At 53.2% G+C, this 20368-nt stretch carries 16 protein-coding genes; 4 read left to right on the forward strand and 12 right to left on the reverse strand.

The window, feature by feature from the left end; genetic code table 11:
• Nucleotides 1-11: 11 nt before the first annotated feature.
• The 3 genes from K1X45_RS05785 to K1X45_RS05795 all read right to left on the reverse strand — a co-directional run bounded on the left by K1X45_RS05785 (nucleotide 12) and on the right by K1X45_RS05795 (nucleotide 3824).
• Nucleotides 12-1001 carry an ABC transporter substrate-binding protein gene (locus K1X45_RS05785; RefSeq protein ID WP_220160077.1) on the reverse strand — a complete coding sequence of 330 codons (990 nt, stop codon included), beginning with the start codon at nucleotides 999-1001 and terminating at the stop codon, nucleotides 12-14.
• Between the two features lie 242 nt (nucleotides 1002-1243).
• Entirely contained in the window at nucleotides 1244-2527 is a 1284-nt protein-coding gene (locus tag K1X45_RS05790) for an FAD-binding oxidoreductase (protein WP_220160078.1), read from the reverse strand.
• Between the two features lie 364 nt (nucleotides 2528-2891).
• Nucleotides 2892-3824, reverse strand: a complete 933-nt coding sequence (locus K1X45_RS05795) for a LysR family transcriptional regulator (protein ID WP_220160079.1) — start codon at nucleotides 3822-3824, stop codon at nucleotides 2892-2894.
• 391 nt (nucleotides 3825-4215) lie between these two features.
• On the opposite strand from K1X45_RS05795, the gene K1X45_RS05800 reads away from it, so the two are divergent.
• From K1X45_RS05800 to K1X45_RS05810, 3 genes are all read left to right on the forward strand, one after another.
• Nucleotides 4216-5607, forward strand: coding sequence for a VOC family protein (locus K1X45_RS05800; protein ID WP_220160080.1), 1392 nt, complete (start codon nucleotides 4216-4218; stop codon nucleotides 5605-5607).
• Nucleotides 5608-5877: 270 nt separating this feature from the next.
• A complete protein-coding gene (locus K1X45_RS05805; RefSeq protein WP_022709346.1) occupies nucleotides 5878-7413 on the forward strand; it encodes an aldehyde dehydrogenase family protein in 1536 nt (511 codons plus the stop codon).
• Nucleotides 7414-7463: 50 nt separating this feature from the next.
• Nucleotides 7464-7865, forward strand: a complete 402-nt coding sequence (locus K1X45_RS05810; protein ID WP_220160081.1) for a hypothetical protein — start codon at nucleotides 7464-7466, stop codon at nucleotides 7863-7865.
• A 191-nt stretch (nucleotides 7866-8056) separates the two neighbouring features.
• On the opposite strand, the gene purU is transcribed toward K1X45_RS05810, so the two are convergent.
• From purU to K1X45_RS05850, 8 genes are all read right to left on the reverse strand, one after another.
• A complete protein-coding gene (gene purU / locus K1X45_RS05815; RefSeq protein WP_028233241.1) occupies nucleotides 8057-8941 on the reverse strand; it encodes a formyltetrahydrofolate deformylase in 885 nt (294 codons plus the stop codon).
• 208 nt (nucleotides 8942-9149) lie between these two features.
• Nucleotides 9150-9878 carry an SIS domain-containing protein gene (locus tag K1X45_RS05820; RefSeq protein WP_116087868.1) on the reverse strand — a complete coding sequence of 243 codons (729 nt, stop codon included), beginning with the start codon at nucleotides 9876-9878 and terminating at the stop codon, nucleotides 9150-9152.
• A complete protein-coding gene (gene nagA / locus K1X45_RS05825; protein ID WP_220160082.1) occupies nucleotides 9875-11047 on the reverse strand; it encodes an N-acetylglucosamine-6-phosphate deacetylase in 1173 nt (390 codons plus the stop codon). The genes K1X45_RS05820 and nagA overlap by 4 nt, the downstream gene beginning before the upstream one ends.
• Nucleotides 11047-12078 carry an SIS domain-containing protein gene (locus K1X45_RS05830; protein WP_220160083.1) on the reverse strand — a complete coding sequence of 344 codons (1032 nt, stop codon included), beginning with the start codon at nucleotides 12076-12078 and terminating at the stop codon, nucleotides 11047-11049. The genes nagA and K1X45_RS05830 overlap by 1 nt, the downstream gene beginning before the upstream one ends.
• Entirely contained in the window at nucleotides 12075-12890 is an 816-nt protein-coding gene (locus tag K1X45_RS05835) for a GntR family transcriptional regulator (protein WP_022709351.1), read from the reverse strand. Before K1X45_RS05835 ends, K1X45_RS05830 begins: the two co-directional genes overlap by 4 nt.
• A gap of 106 nt (nucleotides 12891-12996) precedes the next feature.
• Complete coding sequence (locus tag K1X45_RS05840; RefSeq protein ID WP_220160084.1) at nucleotides 12997-16095, reverse strand: efflux RND transporter permease subunit; 3099 nt, start codon at nucleotides 16093-16095, stop codon at nucleotides 12997-12999.
• Nucleotides 16095-17177 (reverse strand): efflux RND transporter periplasmic adaptor subunit, encoded by a 1083-nt coding sequence (locus tag K1X45_RS05845; RefSeq protein WP_220160085.1) that lies wholly within the window; start codon nucleotides 17175-17177, stop codon nucleotides 16095-16097. Before K1X45_RS05845 ends, K1X45_RS05840 begins: the two co-directional genes overlap by 1 nt.
• A 20-nt stretch (nucleotides 17178-17197) precedes the next feature.
• On the reverse strand, nucleotides 17198-18301 hold the full coding sequence (locus K1X45_RS05850; protein ID WP_220160086.1) for an efflux RND transporter periplasmic adaptor subunit: 1104 nt from the start codon (nucleotides 18299-18301) through the stop codon (nucleotides 17198-17200).
• Between the two features lie 191 nt (nucleotides 18302-18492).
• Here K1X45_RS05850 and K1X45_RS05855 point away from each other — a divergent pair, with 191 nt between their 5' ends.
• Nucleotides 18493-19632, forward strand: a complete 1140-nt coding sequence (locus K1X45_RS05855) for an alpha-hydroxy acid oxidase (protein WP_220160087.1) — start codon at nucleotides 18493-18495, stop codon at nucleotides 19630-19632.
• Between the two features lie 94 nt (nucleotides 19633-19726).
• On the opposite strand, the gene K1X45_RS05860 is transcribed toward K1X45_RS05855, so the two are convergent.
• Nucleotides 19727-20215 (reverse strand): Lrp/AsnC family transcriptional regulator, encoded by a 489-nt coding sequence (locus K1X45_RS05860; protein WP_220160088.1) that lies wholly within the window; start codon nucleotides 20213-20215, stop codon nucleotides 19727-19729.
• Nucleotides 20216-20368 lie beyond the last annotated feature (153 nt).

Here is a 20368-nt window from a genome sequence, read left to right on the forward strand (position 1 = left end):
CCAATAATGCCTTAACCGCCGAACAGTTCAGAAAAACGCTTCTTGTCGGCTTCTGTCACACCCAGAACTTTGAGCGTATCGATCGACATGATGTTGATTTTTGTACCTTCCGGCAACCAGCCCGGGCGACCAACAGATTCCTTGGCAGGCAGATAGCCCTGCTCCAGTGCCAGTTTCTGACCATCATCAGAGAGAATGAAATCAACGAATTTCTCTGCACCGGCAACATTCTTGGCTGTCGCCATGATTGCAACAGGTTCAGTCACAGCTGGCACGCCTTCTTTCGGGAATACGAACTCAACCGGCGAACCTTTTGCCTTGGCATTCAGCGCCATGAAATCCACGAGAATACCGTAAGGCTTTTCACCGCTGGCAACGGATTTCAGCACAGCACCATTGCCGCGCACGCTGATCAGCTCATTGGCTTTCAGCTTTTCGAAATAATCCCAGCCGAGTTCAGAATTCAGCGCAAAACCGGAGAGCAGATAAGCAGCCGCGCCGGAATAAAGCGGGCTTGGCATCACGATCTGGCCTTTGTATTCTTCTTTGCCGAGATCAGCCCAGCTTTCAGGCTTGCTTTTCGCCTGTGTGTTATAGGCGATACCGGTGGTGATGAGCTTGGAACCAAAATAGGTTTTGTCTTTGTCGAACGAACCCTCAGTCAGACCTTCAGTCTTCGCGCCTTCATAGGCTTTCAAACGATTGTCTTTTTTCAGCAGTTCCATCGACACGGCATCGGCGATCAGCAGCACGTCCGGCTGCGGCGCACCGGCAGCAAATTCAGCAGCCAGCTTGCTAAGAATATCGCTGGTACCGGAACGGAACACCTGCACATCAATATCAGGATTGGCTTTGCGGAATGCTTCCACGGTTTTGGTCGCATCAGCTTCCGGCTGCGAGGTGTAAAGATTGAGCGTTTCTGCATTCACCGCAGTTGCGCCCATAAACACTGCCAGAGCAGTAGCCAGAACTGTTTTACGTGACGTGCGTTTCTGCAACATGATTTTTATCCCTGAAATCATTCATCCGACACCGGAGTGAGCCGGTTACTCGCCGTTCATTTATTAAATGAACACTACAAGTTTATGACAAAGAATAAAGTCACCACAGAAAACAAAAAGAAACAGGGCATTGAACCAGCAATGCCCTGTTAAAACCTCATCTATTCTGGCAGTTGGCTCAGAATCTTGCGTGCTCTTTGATTTAGGCGCTCAGAAGCGAGCATGTTCTTTGATTTAGGCGCTCAGAAGCGAGCGCCGGCAAAATGCGCGATCTGTGCGCCGGTTTCATAATAGGCTTCACGAATACCGAGGAAGGACTGTGTTTCCGGCTCAGTCACCGGCAATGGCAGATCAGCTTCACTGATTTCACCGCTGATATGACGTGCCAGCACATTGCCGAATACTGTACCGGTGGCAATGCCCCGACCATTATAACCGCTGAAGCCGATCACATTCTTATCAAAGCGATGGAATTTCGGCAGGCTGTCATTGGTCATGCCGATCAGACCGTACCATTCATAATCAAATTCGACTTTACCAAGCTGCGGGAACAGACGCTTCATTTCGCGTTTTGCCCATGCCGTATGAATACCTGTGCCGGTATTGCGCAATGCACCAACGCTGCCGAACACCAGACGACCGGACTGGTCATAGCGATAAGACGACAGCACCTGTTTGGTATCCCATACGCCCTGACGTTCCGGCAGAATCTGTGCCTGCTGCTCTTTGGTCAGCGGCTTGGTAGCAAGATTGAAATAAGGCAGATGCATAATCTCTGCACGAATCTGCGGCCATGGTGCCTGTGTATAGGCATTGGTTGCCACCACGATCCACTGCGCACGCACTGAACCCTTGGCAGTGCGAACCACCCAGTCATTGCCCACACGTTCAGTGGAAGTCACCGGAGAACCGGTGAAAATCTGTGCACCCGCAGCAAGTGCCGCATGAGCAAGGCCACGCACATAGGCCAGCGGTTGAATGGTGCCTGCACGCATATCCAGCAACGAGCCGCTATAGGCCTTGGTGCCGACTTTCTTTGCAGTTTCTTCGGCACTCAGCAGAGTGACCGGCGCACCACGACGCTGCCACTGCTCCGCACGATCCTGCAATTCGCGCAGACCTTTCTGGCCGACAGCGCAATGCAGCGTACCGGTGCGGGTCGCTTCACAGGCGATATTGTGTTTTTCAATACGCTCGAAAACCATCTTCGGGCCATTGCCGAGCGCTTCGAGCAGACGGTCACCATATTTCTGGCCGAGCACACCCGGCAGATCATCCGGCATAACCCACATACCGGCATTGACCAGACCGACATTGCGGCCGGAACCGCCGAAACCGATTTCAACGCCTTCAAGCACGGCAACCTTACTGCCACGTTCACTTAAATTCAGTGCGGTTGAAAGGCCGGTAAAACCACCGCCGACAACAACCACGTCAACGTTTAACTCGCCTTGTAGGGTAGATGTAACCGGAGCGGCAGGAGCGGATTTTTCCCAGAGACCGTGAGAACGGGGATTATTCAACATGTCAGTTCATTTCTCAAAAACAACGTTGCCACTTATGTCAGCCTGAATTGCAGCAACAAGCCTACGATTATGCGCCTGAAATATACGCACCACGCAAAAGCGGCTCAGACAAAAGGTCAACGATCAAAATGGATAAAGAGCGCCGTATATATAATGCGGATACACACACAACACTCTGAGTGTTTGAAATTTGAAGCACAACACGGAAAATCATCCGGCTTGTTATTTACCAGTGTTATTATCGTCTTTTTCTTCTGGCGCCTGAGTAGCCATACACCTTTCGGTTTTGGCAAAAGTAGCAATTTTTGCGCAACAGATCATTCATTTGCGGAATGACCTGTCCACTTAAATTGCATTACATATCTTATTCTGCGTTCAGATGCACCAGCGCCATATAATCGTGTTGGCCGACCTGCCCGCGAATCCAGCTGGAAAATGTCTGTATCAGCGGGTTCTCATGTTTGCCTTCCGGCACCACCAGATAATAATCATTCTCGGTACGCATCGGCTTATCAAACAGAATTCGCAGACGACCTTCCTGCAACTCCTGCTCAATCAGATAAACCGGCAGCAATCCGATCCCAAGTCCTGCGGCAGCCGCCTCGATCACCATAGAGAACTGATCGAAACGATGTCCACTATATGTGCTGCGTGCATCCACTTCGCAAAGTTCAAACCATTGCGTCCACATTTTCGGACGCGTTGTCAGATGCAGCAGAGGCTCTTTCTGCAGGTCTTCCGGCTCAACAATGCGGTGGCTTTCGATCAAAGCATCGCTGGCAACAGGCACCACCATTTCACTGCACAGATAATTGCAGGTGGCATGTGCCCAAACCGGCTGACCATAATGAATAGCCATATCAAACGGATATTCTTCAAAGTCGAACACACCGGTGCGTGAGCCGACATTAAACGCTACGCCCGGATTTTCTTCGATGAAATTCGGAATACGCGGCATCAGCCAGCGCGCGCCGAATGTCGGCAATGTCGCCACGCTGAAAGCCGAAGAAGACTGTGCCGAGGCCATCGCTCGCAACATCGTATCTTCGGTCTGGTTCAAAAGGCGGCGTACTTCCGGCAAAAACTTGCGTCCCGCATCGGAAAGCAGGATACGCTGACGGATTCGCTCAAACAGCAAAACGCCGAGCTGGCCTTCCAGATCCTTGATCTGACGACTCACCGCGCTTTGCGTCAGGTTCAGCTCGTGGGCTGCCTGCGTGAAACTTCCGTGACGTGCAGCGCATTCAAAAGCCTGCAAAATGGCGATATCCGGTATCAGTCGTCGGCTGAGCTTCATTCCTGCCTCGCATAAACATAGTCGGTTTCGTCGCAATCATGCGGCCACTACAGCTGATATGATCAATTTTAGTCATGATATCAACATCTGATACGTGTTTCTGATAGTCGAAAATCGATTTAAAAAGAAATTACGCATCAAATTTAAAGCATATCCCGAAAACTGGCTGACATTTTTCGGATCAGATAGGCCTTTATAACAACATCAGGATGGTTTTGTGCGACTCCCAAAGAGCACAAATCAACCACACTAAGCAGTGTTAGGGCAGTTTCAGGAAAAACGTCATCCGCTTTTCTTTATGGAACTGCACCAAGAGCAAAACAGACAGGGCTTTATCTTCTCCCAAGACAGATAACAGCTCGCATACGGAAAGCCCTCAAGGAGGCAAACCATGAATTTCGTATCAGCCGACAGCATCCGCGCTGCATTCTCAGCCGCAATGTCCGCAATGTACCGTACAGAAGTGCCTGCTTACGGTACGCTGATGGAACTGGTTGCAGATGTTAATGCTGCGACCCTGAAAGCCCAGCCTGAACTGCTCGCCCGTCTCGAAGATACCGATTCTCTGGATCGTATTTCTGAAGAGCGTCACGGCGCGATCCGCCTCGGCACCGCCGCTGAACTTTCCATGATGCGCCGCGCTTATGCAGTTATGGGCATGTTCCCTGTCGGTTACTACGACCTGTCCGCTGCCGGTGTGCCTGTACATTCCACAGCTTTCCGTCCGGTTGATGATGCATCGCTGAAGATCAACCCGTTCCGCGTTTTCACCTCGCTGCTGCGCCTCGACCTGATCGCTGACGAGAAGCTGCGCAAGGAAGCTGAAGAAACACTCGCAAAACGCAATATCTTCACTGCCGGTGCGGTTGAACTGATCGAGATTGCTGAAAAACAGGGCGGCCTCACACAGGAACAGGCTGACAAATTCGTTTCCGAAGTTCTGGAAACATTCCGCTGGCACGATAAAGCCAATGTGAGTGCAGAACTCTATCACCGTCTGCACGACGCCCATCGTCTGATTGCTGACGTTGTGTCTTTCAAAGGCCCGCATATCAACCATCTGACACCGCGCACACTCGATATTGATGCCGTGCAGGCGCAGATGCCGGCGCGCAATATTTCGCCTAAAGCTGTTGTTGAAGGCCCGCCAACCCGTAAATGTGCGGTTCTGCTGCGTCAGACCTCGTTTAAAGCGCTCGAAGAATCCGTTTCTTTCACTGATGCTGCAGGCGAATGGAAAGCCGGTACACACACTGCCCGTTTTGGTGAAATTGAACAGCGCGGCATTGCACTGACACCAAAGGGCCGCGGCCTTTATGATGCGCTACTCGACAAGACCCGCGCACGTATCCGCCCTGCGCCGGATGGCTCGAATGCTGCTGAATATGTTCGCATTCTCGGTGAAGTTTTCGAAGAATTCCCGGATACATGGGCAGAAATCCGTGAACAGGGTCTCGGCTATTTCGCTTACAGCGTTGCAGATCGTTCCAAAGCCAAGAGCGAACTGACCGCCACCAATCTCGACAGCCTGATTGCTGAAGGCGCAATCCAGTTTGACCCGATTGTCTATGAAGACTTCCTGCCGGTCAGCGCCGCTGGTATCTTCCAGTCCAATCTCGGCGACGATGATACACAGGAATTCACTGAAAGCCCGAACCAGAAGCGTTTCGAAGCTGATCTCGGCGCAACCGTGCTCAATGAATTTGAACACTATGCACGCATCGAACGCGAATCTGTTGAGGGTGCATTGAAGGCTCTCGCCTTTAAAGCTGCAGCAGAATAACTAGATAACATATGAAAACGGCAATCTGCCCTCAAAGCGGATTGCCGTTCAGCTGTTTATACTAGAGCGTGTCGCGCTTCATTTGATCCACAACACTCGCTCTAGATTCTTGAGTTGTCGCATTATCGCGGTCGTTAACTGAAGCCAGTTAACTGCGAAATGCTCCGGAGCAGATTACTGCTCCACCGTACCAGATAGAATATCAGGTCTGTTCCCTTACCCGAACAAACGCCTGATATTCTGAACGATAAACAATAGGGAATGCGATTTATGAGCACCGAAAATAAAAAAGTGAACGTTAAGCAGGAAGCTGCTGACATTCTCGCCAAGCTTGGCGTTGACAGCGCTGCCTATACAGGCGGTGATCTTGCCTCGTTCAGCCCGGTTACCGGCGAACAGATCGGCGCCCTCAAGACTCATTCGGCTGCAGACACTGCCCGCATGATCGAAGAAGCTGATGCAGCATTCCGCACATGGCGCGATGTTCCGGCTCCACGCCGTGGTGAACTGATCCGCCTGCTCGGTGAAGAACTGCGCGCTTCCAAAGCTGATCTCGGCCGTCTCGTTTCGATCGAAGCCGGTAAGATCATCTCCGAAGGCCTCGGCGAAGTACAGGAAATGATCGACATCTGCGATTTCGCAGTTGGTCTGTCCCGTCAGCTTTACGGTTTGACCATTGCGACTGAACGCGCCGGTCACCGCATGATGGAAACATGGCATCCGCTTGGCGTTGTCGGCGTTATCTCCGCCTTCAACTTCCCAGTTGCTGTTTGGTCATGGAACGCGGCTCTGGCACTGGTAGCCGGTGACTCTGTTGTCTGGAAACCTTCCGAAAAGACCCCTCTCACAGCACTTGCTTGTGAAGCGATCTTCAACCGTGCGGCTGCCCGTTTCGGCGCAGATGCCCCTAAAGGTCTGTCTGCTGTTATCATCGGCGACCGTACAATCGGTGAAGTTCTGGTTGACCATCCGAAGGTTCCGCTGGTTTCCGCAACCGGTTCAACCCGCATGGGTCGCGATGTAGGCCCGCGTCTGGCCAAGCGTTTCGCACGCGCTATCCTCGAACTCGGCGGCAACAATGCCGGTATCGTCTGCCCTTCAGCCGATCTCGACATGGCTCTGCGCGCGATTGCTTTCGGTGCCATGGGTACTGCAGGTCAGCGTTGCACCACCATGCGTCGTCTGTTCGTACACGAAAGCGTATACGACACACTGGTACCACGTCTGGTCAAAGCCTATCAGAGCGTATCCATCGGCAACCCGCTGGAAACCCCTGCACTGATCGGTCCGCTGATCGACAAAGCTTCTTTCGACGGCATGCAGAAAGCTCTGGCAGAAGCCAAGGCTCATGGCGGTAAAGTTGTCGGTGGTGAACGCGTTTCCGTAGGTCCGGACACAGGTTACTACGTACAGCCAGCAATCGTTGAAATGCCGGAACAGGCTGGTCCGGTTCTCGAAGAAACCTTCGCACCGATCCTCTATGTGATGAAATACAGCGATTTCGACAACGTACTCGAACTGCACAACGCAGTTGGTGCCGGTCTGTCGTCTTCGATCTTCACACTGAATCTGCAGGAAGCTGAGCGTTTCCTCTCTGCATCCGGCTCGGATTGCGGTATTGCCAACGTCAACATCGGTACATCCGGTGCTGAAATCGGTGGTGCATTCGGCGGTGAAAAAGAAACCGGTGGCGGTCGTGAATCCGGTTCGGATGCATGGAAAGCTTATATGCGCCGTGCAACCAACACTGTAAACTACTCGAAGGCACTGCCGCTCGCACAGGGCGTATCCTTCGATATTGACTAATCATCATTCCTGATGACAAAGAAAAGCCCCTCTCGCGAGGGGCTTTTTTATTGACTAAAATCGCACGCAGGTCTCTATTAGACGCAGCATTCACGCATATCTTGTCAAAATTCTCCGCAACGGAGGCTCACATGCGTTTATTTTTAGCAGCCCTGACGACTATTATTTATACTGCGCCTCTGCCCGCAGCGCATGCGAGTGAGAATAATGCGGTATTTTGCACCAAACTCGGGGAGCTTGCGGGACGGTCGATGGCGGCACGTTTGCAGGGAAAGCCGCTGGCTGATCTTTTGGAGGTCAAATTTGATCCGGCGGTGCATGAGATTTTTCAGACGGTCATTCTGGATGCCTATTCCAGACCTCTGGTTGAGGGGGAAAATGCGTGGGTAAGAAATATGTCTGACTTCAGAAATGCTGTTGAAGAGAAATGCCAGACTTCTCTGCAAAAATAAAAAGCCGGAAATTCCGGCTTTAATTTTCTTCAGGGCACGACGCCCTCGACCTGCCGGAATTCTTGCAATGACGAGGCGAAAACGGAGTAATTCCGAGAACCGGAGCGGAATGTACTTTGAGGTACATGAGCACCGGAAGCGGAGGAATGCTCCGTTTGCAGACCGTCAGTGCGTGAATAACGGTGGGTTGATCAGCCCATGCGTTCAGAGGCGTACGACCCTGGTGACGCCGGAAATACAACTGTCCGGTTGCCATTGAGGAACACGCGGTGATGGATATGCGCGTGAATGGCGCGTGCCAGAACCTGCGCTTCCACATCACGACCAATGGAAACATAATCAGCAGCCGACTGTGCATGAGTAATACGGGCAACATCCTGCTCGATAATCGGACCTTCATCGAGATCAGCGGTCACATAATGCGCGGTGGCGCCGATCAGCTTCACGCCACGCTCATAGGCCTGCTTGTAAGGATTGGCGCCTTTGAAAGACGGCAGGAAGGAATGGTGAATATTGATAATCTTGCCGGACATTTTCTGGCTCAGTTCATCAGACAGAACCTGCATATAGCGCGCGAGAACCACCAGTTCCGTGCCGGTCTGGTTGACGATATCCATCATCTTGGCTTCAGCTTCGATCTTATTTTCCTTAGTCACCGCAATGTGGTGGAAAGGAATATCGTGATTGACCACAACCTTCTGATAATCAAAATGGTTGGAGATCACACCCACAATATCAATCGGCAGACCGCCGATTTTCCAGCGATAGAGCAGATCGTTGAGGCAATGGCCAAAGCGGGAAACCATCAGCAATGTTTTCACCGGCTTGCGGGTATCGTGGAAATCATAGGCCATGCCGAATTTGTCAGCAGTTTCCTGAAAACCACCGGCGATTTCTTCGAAGCTCTTACCCTGCTCGGTAATAAAGCTGACGCGCATAAAGAATTTATCGGCACCGAGATCATCGAACTGTGCGCTGTCAACGATGTTACACCCCATACCCGCGAGATATCCGGAAATAGCGGCAACTATACCGAGGCGTGACTGGCAACTGACGGTCAACACATAATTCTGCATGGGAGTGTCCCTTAAGCTTCAACAGTTCAAATGAGAATGAACCGGAAAATTCCGGTTCCGTATGAAGCTCTTACACAGAATTTCAGCGCTTAACAGTCCCGATTACGCTTTTGTTTGACGGATTCCTGCCATTTGCAGACAAATCTGCATGACCCATAATCTCAGGTTACAGGTGATGATTTCCTGACTTATGGGTGGTATGTAAAACTCACAAATGCGGATTGCGGGTCTTATATTTTTCAATCAGACGGTCATTGATTTCCGTGGCACCCGGCATATTCGCACTGCGATAGACCGGAACTTCTCCGCCCTCTGCGGCCAGTTCGGCAGCAACCGCGGTAAAGATCGCATGGAGAATGGTAGCACCAACGGCGGTGGAAACCGCGCCCGCTTTCATCCCGCTGTTTGGCAGCTGCATCATCGCATCACCGGCCGGAATTTCATTATCCAGCACCAGATCAGCCAGTTCAGACAGCCGCACACGGCCATTGGCCGCGCTGGCAGAATAGGAAACGGATGTCAGCGCGATAATTTTTGCACCGGCTTCACGGCCGAAGCGTGCGGCTTCAACCGGCGCGGCATTAACACCGGAATTGGAAACAACCAGCAGAATATCACCGGCACCAATATCATAGCGTTGCAGCAAAGGCTGAACCATGCCGCTGATACGCTCGAATTTGGTGCTGGAAGATGCGCCTTCATGCAGCATCGTGAAAGCCGAGAGAACCGGCACGGTAATCGCCAGACCACCGGCACGATAATGCACTTCTTCGGCAAGCATATGCGAATGGCCGGTACCGAACACGAAGACACGCTTATCATTGCGTGCAGCCTCGCCGATCATGGCAACAGCCTGCTTCATCGCCTCGGCCTGACTGTCACGCAATTGCGTGAGATGCGCAGTCAGACGGTCGAAATAATCATTGATAATGCTCATGCCTGCTGATCCTGTCGCACACCGGAAATCCATGTCGCTCTGACATGGCACTGATCGTCCAGCCAGACCAGATCAGCACGCTTTTTCGGTGCCAGCACCCCACGATCCTTCAGCTGCAAAAACGCGGCCGGATAGGATGTCGCCATGCGCAGAGCCTCTTCGGAAGAGAGATCCAGCATCGCCATACCATAGCGGATACCCGATGCCATATCGAGATCAGAACCTGCCAATGTCACACGGTCTTCCAGCACCAGTTTCGGGCAATAACCACCTTCAACACGATAGACCGTACGGCCGTTGAGCTGGAATGTATCGCGGCCGGAACCGACCAGCGACATCGCATCGGTGACAAAGAACAATCGCCCCTGACCGCGTTTTGCACGCAGAGCCACGCGCAGAGCCGCAGGCTCGACGTGATGACCGTCAGCAATAATGCCGCCCCAAACGGACGGATGATCCAGCGCCGCACCGACAAGATTTGGCGCACGATGACCGAACTGGCTCATCGCATTGAACAGATGAGTTACACCCTGCGCACCGGCATCGAACCGCGCCATTGCGGCTTCATAGGAACTGTCACTGTGGCCGATGCTGATAATCACGCCGCCTTCAGTCAGTTCACGTACCTGATCCGGCGTCACCTGCTCCGCAGCCATTGTTACCAGCAGACAACCGATTTTTTGTGCCGCTGCAGTCAGCGCCTGAATGTCAGCTGCCTCTACAGGGCGCATCAATTCAGCCAGATGCGCACCTTTTTTGGCCGGTGCCAGATGCGGCCCTTCAAGATGCAGACCGGCAACACCTTTATCAGCCTGCACCGCAGCCACTGCGGCAGTCATTGCCTGTTCTGTCACATCACCGGTATCGGTGATCAGCGTCGGCAACAGACTGGTTGTGCCATATGGGCGATGGCCTGCCGCGATGGTGAACATGATTTCCGGTGTCGGCCCGTCATTGAGCATTGCCCCGCCGCCGCCATTGACCTGCGCATCAATGAAACCGGGCGCAAGAATGCCGCCGTCCAGTTCAATAATCTGCAGATTTTCCGGCAATGCGTCACCATCCTGCACCAGACGGACAATTCTGCCCTTCTCGATCAGAACGGCTGTCCGCTCATGAAAACGATGACCGTCAAAAACACGCGCACCACGCAGCAGCTGAAAACCCATCAGACAGTCTCCGTTACCTTATTCAGATTAAGCGGCTTATCAGGATTGAAACCACGGCGGCGCGTCACCGCTTCGATTACACGATAATAGGCACCGAGCGATACCAGCGGGTCAAGCAGCGCCGAACCGGTTGCCGGTGTTTTAATCTGGCTCCATGGCAGATCCAGTGGTGAAATCGCCAGAATATTGCCGCCAATGCTTTCCAGATGTTTCAGCGCCTGCAGATTATGCTGATAGGCCTGATCCTGCGAGACAAAGGCCACAATCGGGAAGCCTTTCTCCACCAGACGCATCGGGCCATGCATCAGCTCGGCCAGCGAGAAGGCTTCTGCATGAATAGCCGAAGTTTCCTTGGCTTTCAGCGCTGCTTCAAGCGCAATCGCCATTGAAGGGCCGCGACCGCCGATAAACAGCGACTGTTTTTCAGCCAGAATATTCTCAAGCGCATTGCCTGCATCAACTTGAACCGCACCCAGAGCTTCCGGCAGCTGATCAAGTCCGCCCTGCATTGTGCTGTCTTTGCTCACCGCAGCAATCACGCCAGCAAGCGCAGCAGCAGAAGCGATAAAAGATTTGGTCGCAGCAACACTTTTTTCTGGGCCTGCACCGATCCCCAGTACGATATCAGCTTCATTGCCCAACGGGCTGTCTGTCACATTGACCACAGCAACTGTGACTGCGCCGCCCTTTTTAGCCGCGCGCTGCATAGCAACGATATCTGGGCTGGCACCGGACTGCGAAACGGTAAAATGCACGGCAGAACCAAGCTGCAACGGTGCATCATAAACTGATGCCACCGACGGGCCGATTGCTGCCACCGGTAAGCCTAAACGGATTTCTGCCAGATATTTGAAGAATGTTGCAGCATGGTCAGAAGAACCGCGTGCACAGGTCGAAATCAGCGCGGGCTTACGGGAGGCAAAGACCGCCGCGATTTCTTCAAAAACCGGCTTCTGGTCTTTTAACATGCCGGCAACAACTGAAGCAGCCTGTTCGGTTTCCTGAAGCATGAGTGTTGGTGATACGGTCATCGGACCTCTCCCGTTTTCAATTCTGCAATAAAGTCATAAGCATCGCCGCGATAAAGCGAGCGGGTATATTCAACAATCCGGTCTGTTTGCGTGCGCGACACGCGCTCCATTTGCAGGGCAGCAGCCTTGTCAGCCACACCAAGCAAACGCGCATTGACCGGATCAAGCACAACAGCAGTCAGCCTCTGCAAAGCGCGCACCGGCTTATAGCCATGCTGTTCCAGTGCTGTATAAAGCGACAGCGCACCGCTGAGCACAGCCTGTGCCAGTTCCGTTTCCTGTCCGGCGGCAGATAATGTAGCGGTACCCAGCAGACGCTGCGGCACCACTGCACGTTCAATTGCCATCGGCATATCATCGGCAAGACGCAGGCGCTCCACTCGCACCACCAGATCCTGCATGGAAATGCCAAGCTGGAATGCTTCCTCCGGTGACGGCTGCCCGATACCGCCGGATAGAATACGCACCCCCGGTACTTTACCACGAGCGATCATATCCTGCGAGAATGAGGTAAGCTGCCAGAGTGGCTGACTGATCTTTTTCGGACGTTCGCAAATATAGGTGCCGCTGCCATGACGGCGTTCCACCAACCGGTTTTCAAGCAGCGCCTGATAGGCCGAGCGGATGGTGACCCGCGCCAGACCAAGCGCCTGCGCCAGTTCACGCTCAGGCGGCAAACTACTGCCAGCGGCGAGACTGCCATCCTCAATCAAATTGGTCAGCACCACGGAAACCTGCTTATAAAGCGGCCCGCCGGTCGTTTGCGCCGCTAATCCGCGCTGAAGAAGAGGAAGTAATCTGGTATTATCCATACCCAGACTATAATACCTTTTTAATACCAATGACAAATGGAATTATCTGCCAGCTCAAAATAAAAAGGGCAGCTTCTGTTTGGAAAACTGCCCTTTAGCATTTGAGCTATTGTACTAACACCGGCTCAGCCGGTGGCATCTCGGAGCTATCTTCCGGCTCCGGATGCTCAGGCTCTTTCACACGGAACCAGGCCACATAAAGCGCAGGCAGGAACAGCAATGTAATAACCGTTCCGGCAATAATCCCACCCATCATGGCATAGGCCATCGGCCCCCAGAACACTTCGCGGGAAATCGGGATCAGCGCCAGACTGGCCGCCGCTGCGGTCAGCGCAATCGGACGCATACGATGCTGGGAAGCCTGATAAACAGAATCCCACGGATGCATCCCCTCTTTGATATGATCCTCCACCTGCACGATCAGGATCACCGAGTTGCGGATCAGGATGCCGATCAGCGCCAGCACACCGAGAATAGCGACGAAGCCCAGAGGTTTTCCGCTTGGCAGCAAGGCCGCCACTACACCGATCAGGCCGAGCGGAGCAACCGCCACCACCAGAAACAGTCGCTGAAAACTCTGCAATTGCAGCATCAAAATCGTCGCCATAACGAACAGCATCAGCGGCACAACGGCAGCAATCGGCCCCTGACTTTTGGCGCTTTCTTCCACAGTACCGGCAATATGGACGGAATAACCAAGCGGCAGTTTCTGCGCGAAGGCATCAACCTGCCCCTTCATCTGTTCCACCACCGTATCCGGCATGGTCTTGTCGAGAATACCGGCAGAGACTGTGATTGTCGGCAGGCGGTCACGGCGCCAGACAACCGGCTGCTCAATCTCGTAACGGAAATTGGCAATCGAGGCGAGCGGGATGGAATCCCCGTTGCCGGTACCGATCTGCAGATTACGCAGAGTTTCAATCCGGTCACGCTCCTGCGCCTGTGCCCGCACCACCACATTAATCAGATAGGTAGCATCGCGCACCTGTGTGATCGCCAGACCGCCGACCACGCTGTTGAGCGTCATCGAGATGTCTTTAGAAGAAACACCGAGTTTACGCGCCTTATCCTGCAATACATCAACCCGCACCACGCGTGCCGGTTCGTTCCAGTCATAAGCCACAACACCCAGACGCTGATCCTGCGCCATGATCGTAGAAACCTGATGCGCATAGCTGCGAACAGCCTGAATATCCGGCCCGCTGACGCGATATTGAACAGGGCGGCCAACCGGAGGTCCCAACTCAAGGAATTTCACATAAGCATCGGTGCCGATATAATCCTTGCGCAGCACCGCATCGAATTTCTGCTTCAGCCGGTCGCGCGCCTCCACATCCTTAGCGACAATAATCATTTGACCGAAATACGGATTGACCGGCTGCACATCGAAAGTCAGTACGAAACGCACTGCGCCCTGCCCGATATAGCTGCTCCAGTGGTCGATATCCTCATTGCCTTTGAGCATCGTCTCTTCAAAACGCAGCATCTGCGCCTGCGTTTCGGCAATTGAACTGTTCTCCGGCAATTTCCAGTCAATCACCAGTTCCGGCCGATCCGAAGACGGGAAGAACTGGCGCTCAATCAGTGTCATACCACCGAGAGAAATCAAAAACAGCACGACCGTGGCAAAGATTGTCGTCCAGCGATGACGCATGCACCACAGCAAAGCCGCGGCAAAAGCCTTGCCGACACGGCGCGGCTTTTCCTCATGTTTTTTCATCACCTTTGGCAGCAGTGTCACGCCAAGCAGTGGCGCAAACAATACAGCCACCACCCATGATACGACCAGCGAAACGGCAATCACCACGAACAAAGTATAAGTATATTCACCCGCCTGACTGGTGTTCAGACCGATCGGGATAAATCCGGCAATCGTCACCAGCGTACCGGTCAGCATCGGAAAGGCGGTGTGAGAATAGACATAGGTCGCCGCTTTATTGATCGGATCGCCCGCCTCAAGCCGTGCAACCATCATCTCCACGGCAATCATCGCATCATCCACCAGCAGGCCGAGAGCAATAATCAGCGCCCCCAGTGACACGCGCTGCAGCGAAATATCCATATATTGCATGGTGAGGAAGGTGATCGCCAAAACCAGCGGAATGGACAGCGACACCACAAAACCGGCACGCACGCCAAGGCTTATAAAGCTCACGGCCAGAACAATAATCACCGCCTCGAACAGGGCTTTGGTGAAACCGGATACAGCCTCATCCACCACATCCGGCTGATCGGCCACCTGATGCACGCTGATACCAACCGGCAGTTCCCCTTCAACGCGCGCCATCAAATCATTGAGCGCCTTGCCGAAATCCAGCAGGTTCTCATTCGGCTTCATGCCGATAGCCAGCCCGATTGCCGGTTCACCATTCACGCGAAACAGACTTTCCGGCGGATTGGTATAGCCGCGCTTGATTTCCGCCACATCGCTGAGACGGAAGAAGCGGTTATTGACCCGCAGATTGACCGCTTTCAGACTTTCTTCCGAGGTAAACTGCCCGCTCACCCGCACAGAAACCCGCTCCGGCCCCGCATTAATCACACCGGACGGGGTAATCGCATTCTGATCCTGAAGGCTCTTTAAAATCGCCTGCTGATCCAGCCCCAGCGCCGCAATCTGACGGGATGAAAATTCGAGATAGATCACCTCATCCTGCGCGCCGATCAAATCAACTTTACCGGCACTCGGCAATTGCAGAACCTGTGTGCGCACAGTCTCCACATAATCACGCAATTGCCGGTGGCTCAGACCATCAGCCGTGAAGGCGTAAATATTACCGAACACATCGCCGAAGCGGTCATTATAAAAAGGCCCGTAGACGCCTTCAGGGAAATTCCCCTTGATATCATTGATCATATTGCGGGTCTGGAGCCATATTTTCTCCACATCCCGCGCTTTGGTCGTCGCTTTCAGATTGACAAAAATCACCGCTTTACCCGGCGTTGTCACCGATTTGGTAAAATCGAGACTGTCGAGTTCCTGCAGCTTTTTCTCAATCCGATCAGTCACCTGATTGATCGTCTCATCTACCGATGCACCGGGCCAGTTGGCCTGTATCAGCATGGTTTTAATGGTGAATTGCGGGTCTTCCTCGCGCCCGAGATTGATATAGGCGGCAATACCGGCAATCAGAAACACCAGCATGAAATACCAGACCAGCGAGCGGTGATTAAGCGCCCAGTCAGAGAGATTAAATTTCTTCATTATTCCTCTCCCTGCGGCAGCTTAACCTTCTGGCCATCCTGCAAACTGTTCACGCCTGCACTGACAATGCGCTGACCGGCTTCCACGCCCTTGGCAATAAATTGCCCGTCCCTGCGGCTGACAACTTCAACGGCCTGACGGCGAACAGTCTGGCTCTGCGGATCAGCGATCCAGACATAGGTCTTGCCCTCCAGCTCCAGCAAAGCGGATAGCGGCAGAGCAATCTGTTCCTGATGGTCACCATTACTGCGCAGCGCTGTGATTGTTGTGCCTAAACGGAAAGCTTCCGGTGCATCATCAAGCGTGATTTTTACACGGCGTAAACGCGTGGCATTATCCGCCTGCGGTGCAATTTCCCGCACATGACCTTCTGCCTGCACAGTCGGATCGGCCTGCAGGAAAATCATAAATCTATCGCCGTCTTTGACCGTCTCCGCAATGTGATCAGGCACATCGACAACGGCTTCACGCACATCCGGCCGCGCCACGGTCAAAACACTCTGTCCGGCAGCCACAACCTGCCCGACCTCGGCATTCACCGCGGAAACAACACCGTCAAAATCCGGATCCAGTTGTGCAAAACCACGCTCGTCTTCAGCCTTTCGCAAGGCGGCACGGGCTTTTTCCAGACCGGCAGCCGCAGTATCGCGCCCCTGTTTGGCACTGTCATAAACCGCCTGCGGAATACTGCGCATGGCCAGCAAACGCGCCTGCCTGTCCTCTGTGGCCTGCGCATTCACATATTGCGCCTCGGCACTGGCCATGTCGGCTTTGGCTGCCTGCAAATTCAGATCAAGCTGCGCGGGATCAATCATCGCCACAACCTGATCTTTTTTGACAAAATCACCGATATCCACATCACGCTGGATCAGCCGCCCCAAAACGCGAAAGGCAAGATCCGTGCTGAATTGCGGCTCCACAGATCCGGCAAAACCGCTCTGCTGCGAGGTTTCCGCTTTTGCAACAACAAATAATACCGGCCGGACAACCGGTTCTTTCGCTTCATCGGCCTGTTCACCACAGGCTGCCAGCATCAGCAAAACTGATCCTGCCGCAGCTGTTCTGAAAATTCTGCGCTTCATCGTCCAACCCGTCGCCCGCATCACTGTGTTACTTTCTGCTCATCAGCCACCAGAAGCTCCACAACAGCGCCTTCACTCAGCAACTGTCCGCCGCGGGTTATGACCATTTGCCCGTCCTGCAAACCTTCAGAAATAATGATTTTTTCCCGCTCATAGTCCATAATCCGCACCAAAGCGGAAGAAACCGTTTTCGTCTGCGGATCAAGTACCCACACAGCCGGTTTTCCGCCCTGTGATGTCATCGCGCTCCATGGCAAGATCACCGCACGCACCACCGGCAATTGCAGACTACCGGTTACCGGTGCCGCGAGTGTCATGGCAGGTGGCGGCGTATCCAGCTCAACCTTAATCCGCACTGTGCCGGTTGTGGCATTCACCACCGGTGCAACCTCACGCACATGGCCGGTTGCAGTGACAGACGGATCGGAAACCAGTGTCAGACTCACCTGAGGCAGCGCCTGTTTCCCGCCTTGTTGTTCCATGGACTCCGCATGGGCAGCCAGCGCTTCCTGCACATCAAAAACAGCATCCCGCTCACCATCGGCAGCAATCACAAAGGCGGTTTGTGCCGCCTGCACCAATTGTCCCGTTTCAATATTACGGGCAGTCACCACACCGGCGCGCGGCGCACGCAACTCCGTATAGCTCATCATATCCTGCGCATTTTTCATCTGGCTTTGCGCACTGATAAGAGCCGCTTCGGCACGCTGCTTGGTTTCCTCCGCAGTGCCGAACTGACTGCGCGTGGTAAACCCCTGATCCAGCAATGCCTGTTGGCGTGTGTAATTGGCAGTTGCCTGTATTAATTGCGCCTGCGCCGCATTCAGAGAGGCCAGAGCCGAGCGCAGACCAGCTTGCTGCTCCACAGCATCAATACGCGCCAGCAATTCACCGGCTTCAACTTTTTGTCCCACATCAGCGCTGCGCTCTGTCACCTGACCGGAGGCGCGGAAAGCAAGATTGATAAGATTACGGGCAGCAATTGTGCCGGTCTGTACCAGCTTCGGGCGATAATCGCTGACACGGACGGTCTGCGCGCTGACTGCAACACTATGGGCATTAGTGACAGGCTGTTGCGAGGGAGGATTGGCCTGAGCAAAAACACTGCAAACAGACGCAAGCATAAAGGAAGCGAGGGGAACAGGAAGAAGAATGTGTCTGCGCCGTCTGACCATCAAATTCACAACCTTTAAAATACCTATTGCATTACAGCAAACATAGCGGATCATTCCGGTATTAATAGTCTTTCTGAGCCTGACTTTATAAAATCGGGATGATAATAACTCTTTAAAACTGAATTTAGAAAGCAACTGATATGAGCACTGTTCTGGAAATCGCCGATCTGAAAAAACTGGCACGCCGCCGCGTGCCAAAGATGTTTTTCGATTACGCAGATTCCGGCGCATGGACAGAATCGACCTATCGGGCGAATGAAAGTGATTTTGCCAAAATCAAACTACGCCAGCGCGTACTGGTAGATATGACCGACCGTTCTCTGGCAACAACCATGATCGGCCAGAATGTGGCTATGCCCGTAGCCCTGTCTCCGACAGGTCTGGCAGGGATGCAGCATGCGGACGGGGAAATTCTGGCAGCACAGGCCGCACAGGAATTCGGCGTGCCTTTCACCCTTTCCACCATGAGCATCTGCTCGATTGAAGATGTTGCCGCGGCAACGAAAAAGCCGTTCTGGTTCCAGCTTTATGTCATGAAAGACCGTGATTTTGTGCGCAATCTGATTGAACGCGCCAAAGCGGCCGGTTGTTCAGCTCTGGTCTTGACGCTCGACCTGCAAATTCTCGGTCAGCGTCATAAAGACCTGCGCAACGGCCTGTCGGCTCCGCCGAAATTCACGCCGAAACACATCTGGCAGATGATGACCCGCCCGCAATGGTGCCTCGGTATGCTGGCAACCCAGCGCCGCACCTTCCGCAATATTGCCGGTCATGCCAAAGGTGTCAGCGACCTCTCATCCCTGTCCTCATGGACGGCCGAGCAGTTTGACCCGAAACTGAACTGGGATGATGTGGAATGGATCAAAAAACTCTGGGGCGGCCCGCTGATCCTCAAAGGTATTCTTGATGAAGAAGATGCCCTGATGGCAGCCAAAACCGGTGCCGATGCGATTATCGTCTCCAATCATGGCGGCCGCCAGCTCGACGGCGCACCATCATCCATTTCGATGTTGCCGCGCATTGTCGATACAGTCGGTGACAAGGTGGAAATCCATCTCGACGGCGGTATCCGCTCCGGTCAGGATGTGCTCAAAGCCGTGGCACTCGGCGCGAAAGGTACCTATATCGGTCGGCCGTTTCTTTATGGTCTTGGCGCCATGGGCAAAGCCGGCGTGACTAAAGCACTGGACATCATCGCCCGTGAGGCAGATGTGACTATGGCTCTGTGTGGCAAACGCCGTATCACGGATGTGGATGCCTCAATCCTGCATAAAGACTGAGTATTCTTACACGAATAGAGCGCCGTTCTTAGAGCAGTTACGCAACTTCGTTGCAAAACCGCTCTAATTTTTAGCTGACGCAGTATCGTATCCATCAAGTTGTTTCAACTTGATGACGAAATGCTTGTACCGGCGCTCTGCTCAGCAGCACACTGCGGATCGAGAAGCTGGAGTGAATACGCACCACACCCGGCAGGCGTGAGAGAATTTCTTTGTGAATGACCTCATAGGCTGCCGTGTTTTCTGCCTCGGCACGCAGGATATAATCGGCATCCCCCGTCATCAGATAACATTCCTGAATTTCCGGATGACGGCGCACCGCTTCTTCAAAACGATTGAGATATTCCTCCGTCTGTCGCTCCAGCGTAATGCGCACCAGCGCCACCAACCGGTCATCAGCATCGGGTGCCGCAATAATCGCCGTATAGCCGCGGATAACCCCGCTTGTTTCCAGCAATTGCACACGCCGCAGGCACGCCGATTGCGATAAACCGACCTCTGTAGCCAGCTGGCTGTTGGTCATACGCCCGTCACGGCGCAGACAGCGGATAATATTACGATCAATAGCATCTAAAGTCGACACGCAGAATCTTCCAATTCATAGTATTTTATCGTGCTGATTTAGCTACAATTCGCATAAATTGCGAAAAATAGCAAAAACATTCGAAGACTATTCGACTACACTGAGAAACAGGGAGAGAGTTCCGGCACGTGATACCGCTCGTAAAGTTACGAC

It is taken from the genome of Pseudochrobactrum sp. Wa41.01b-1, assembly GCF_019464455.1.
Taxonomy (GTDB): domain Bacteria; phylum Pseudomonadota; class Alphaproteobacteria; order Rhizobiales; family Rhizobiaceae; genus Pseudochrobactrum; species Pseudochrobactrum saccharolyticum.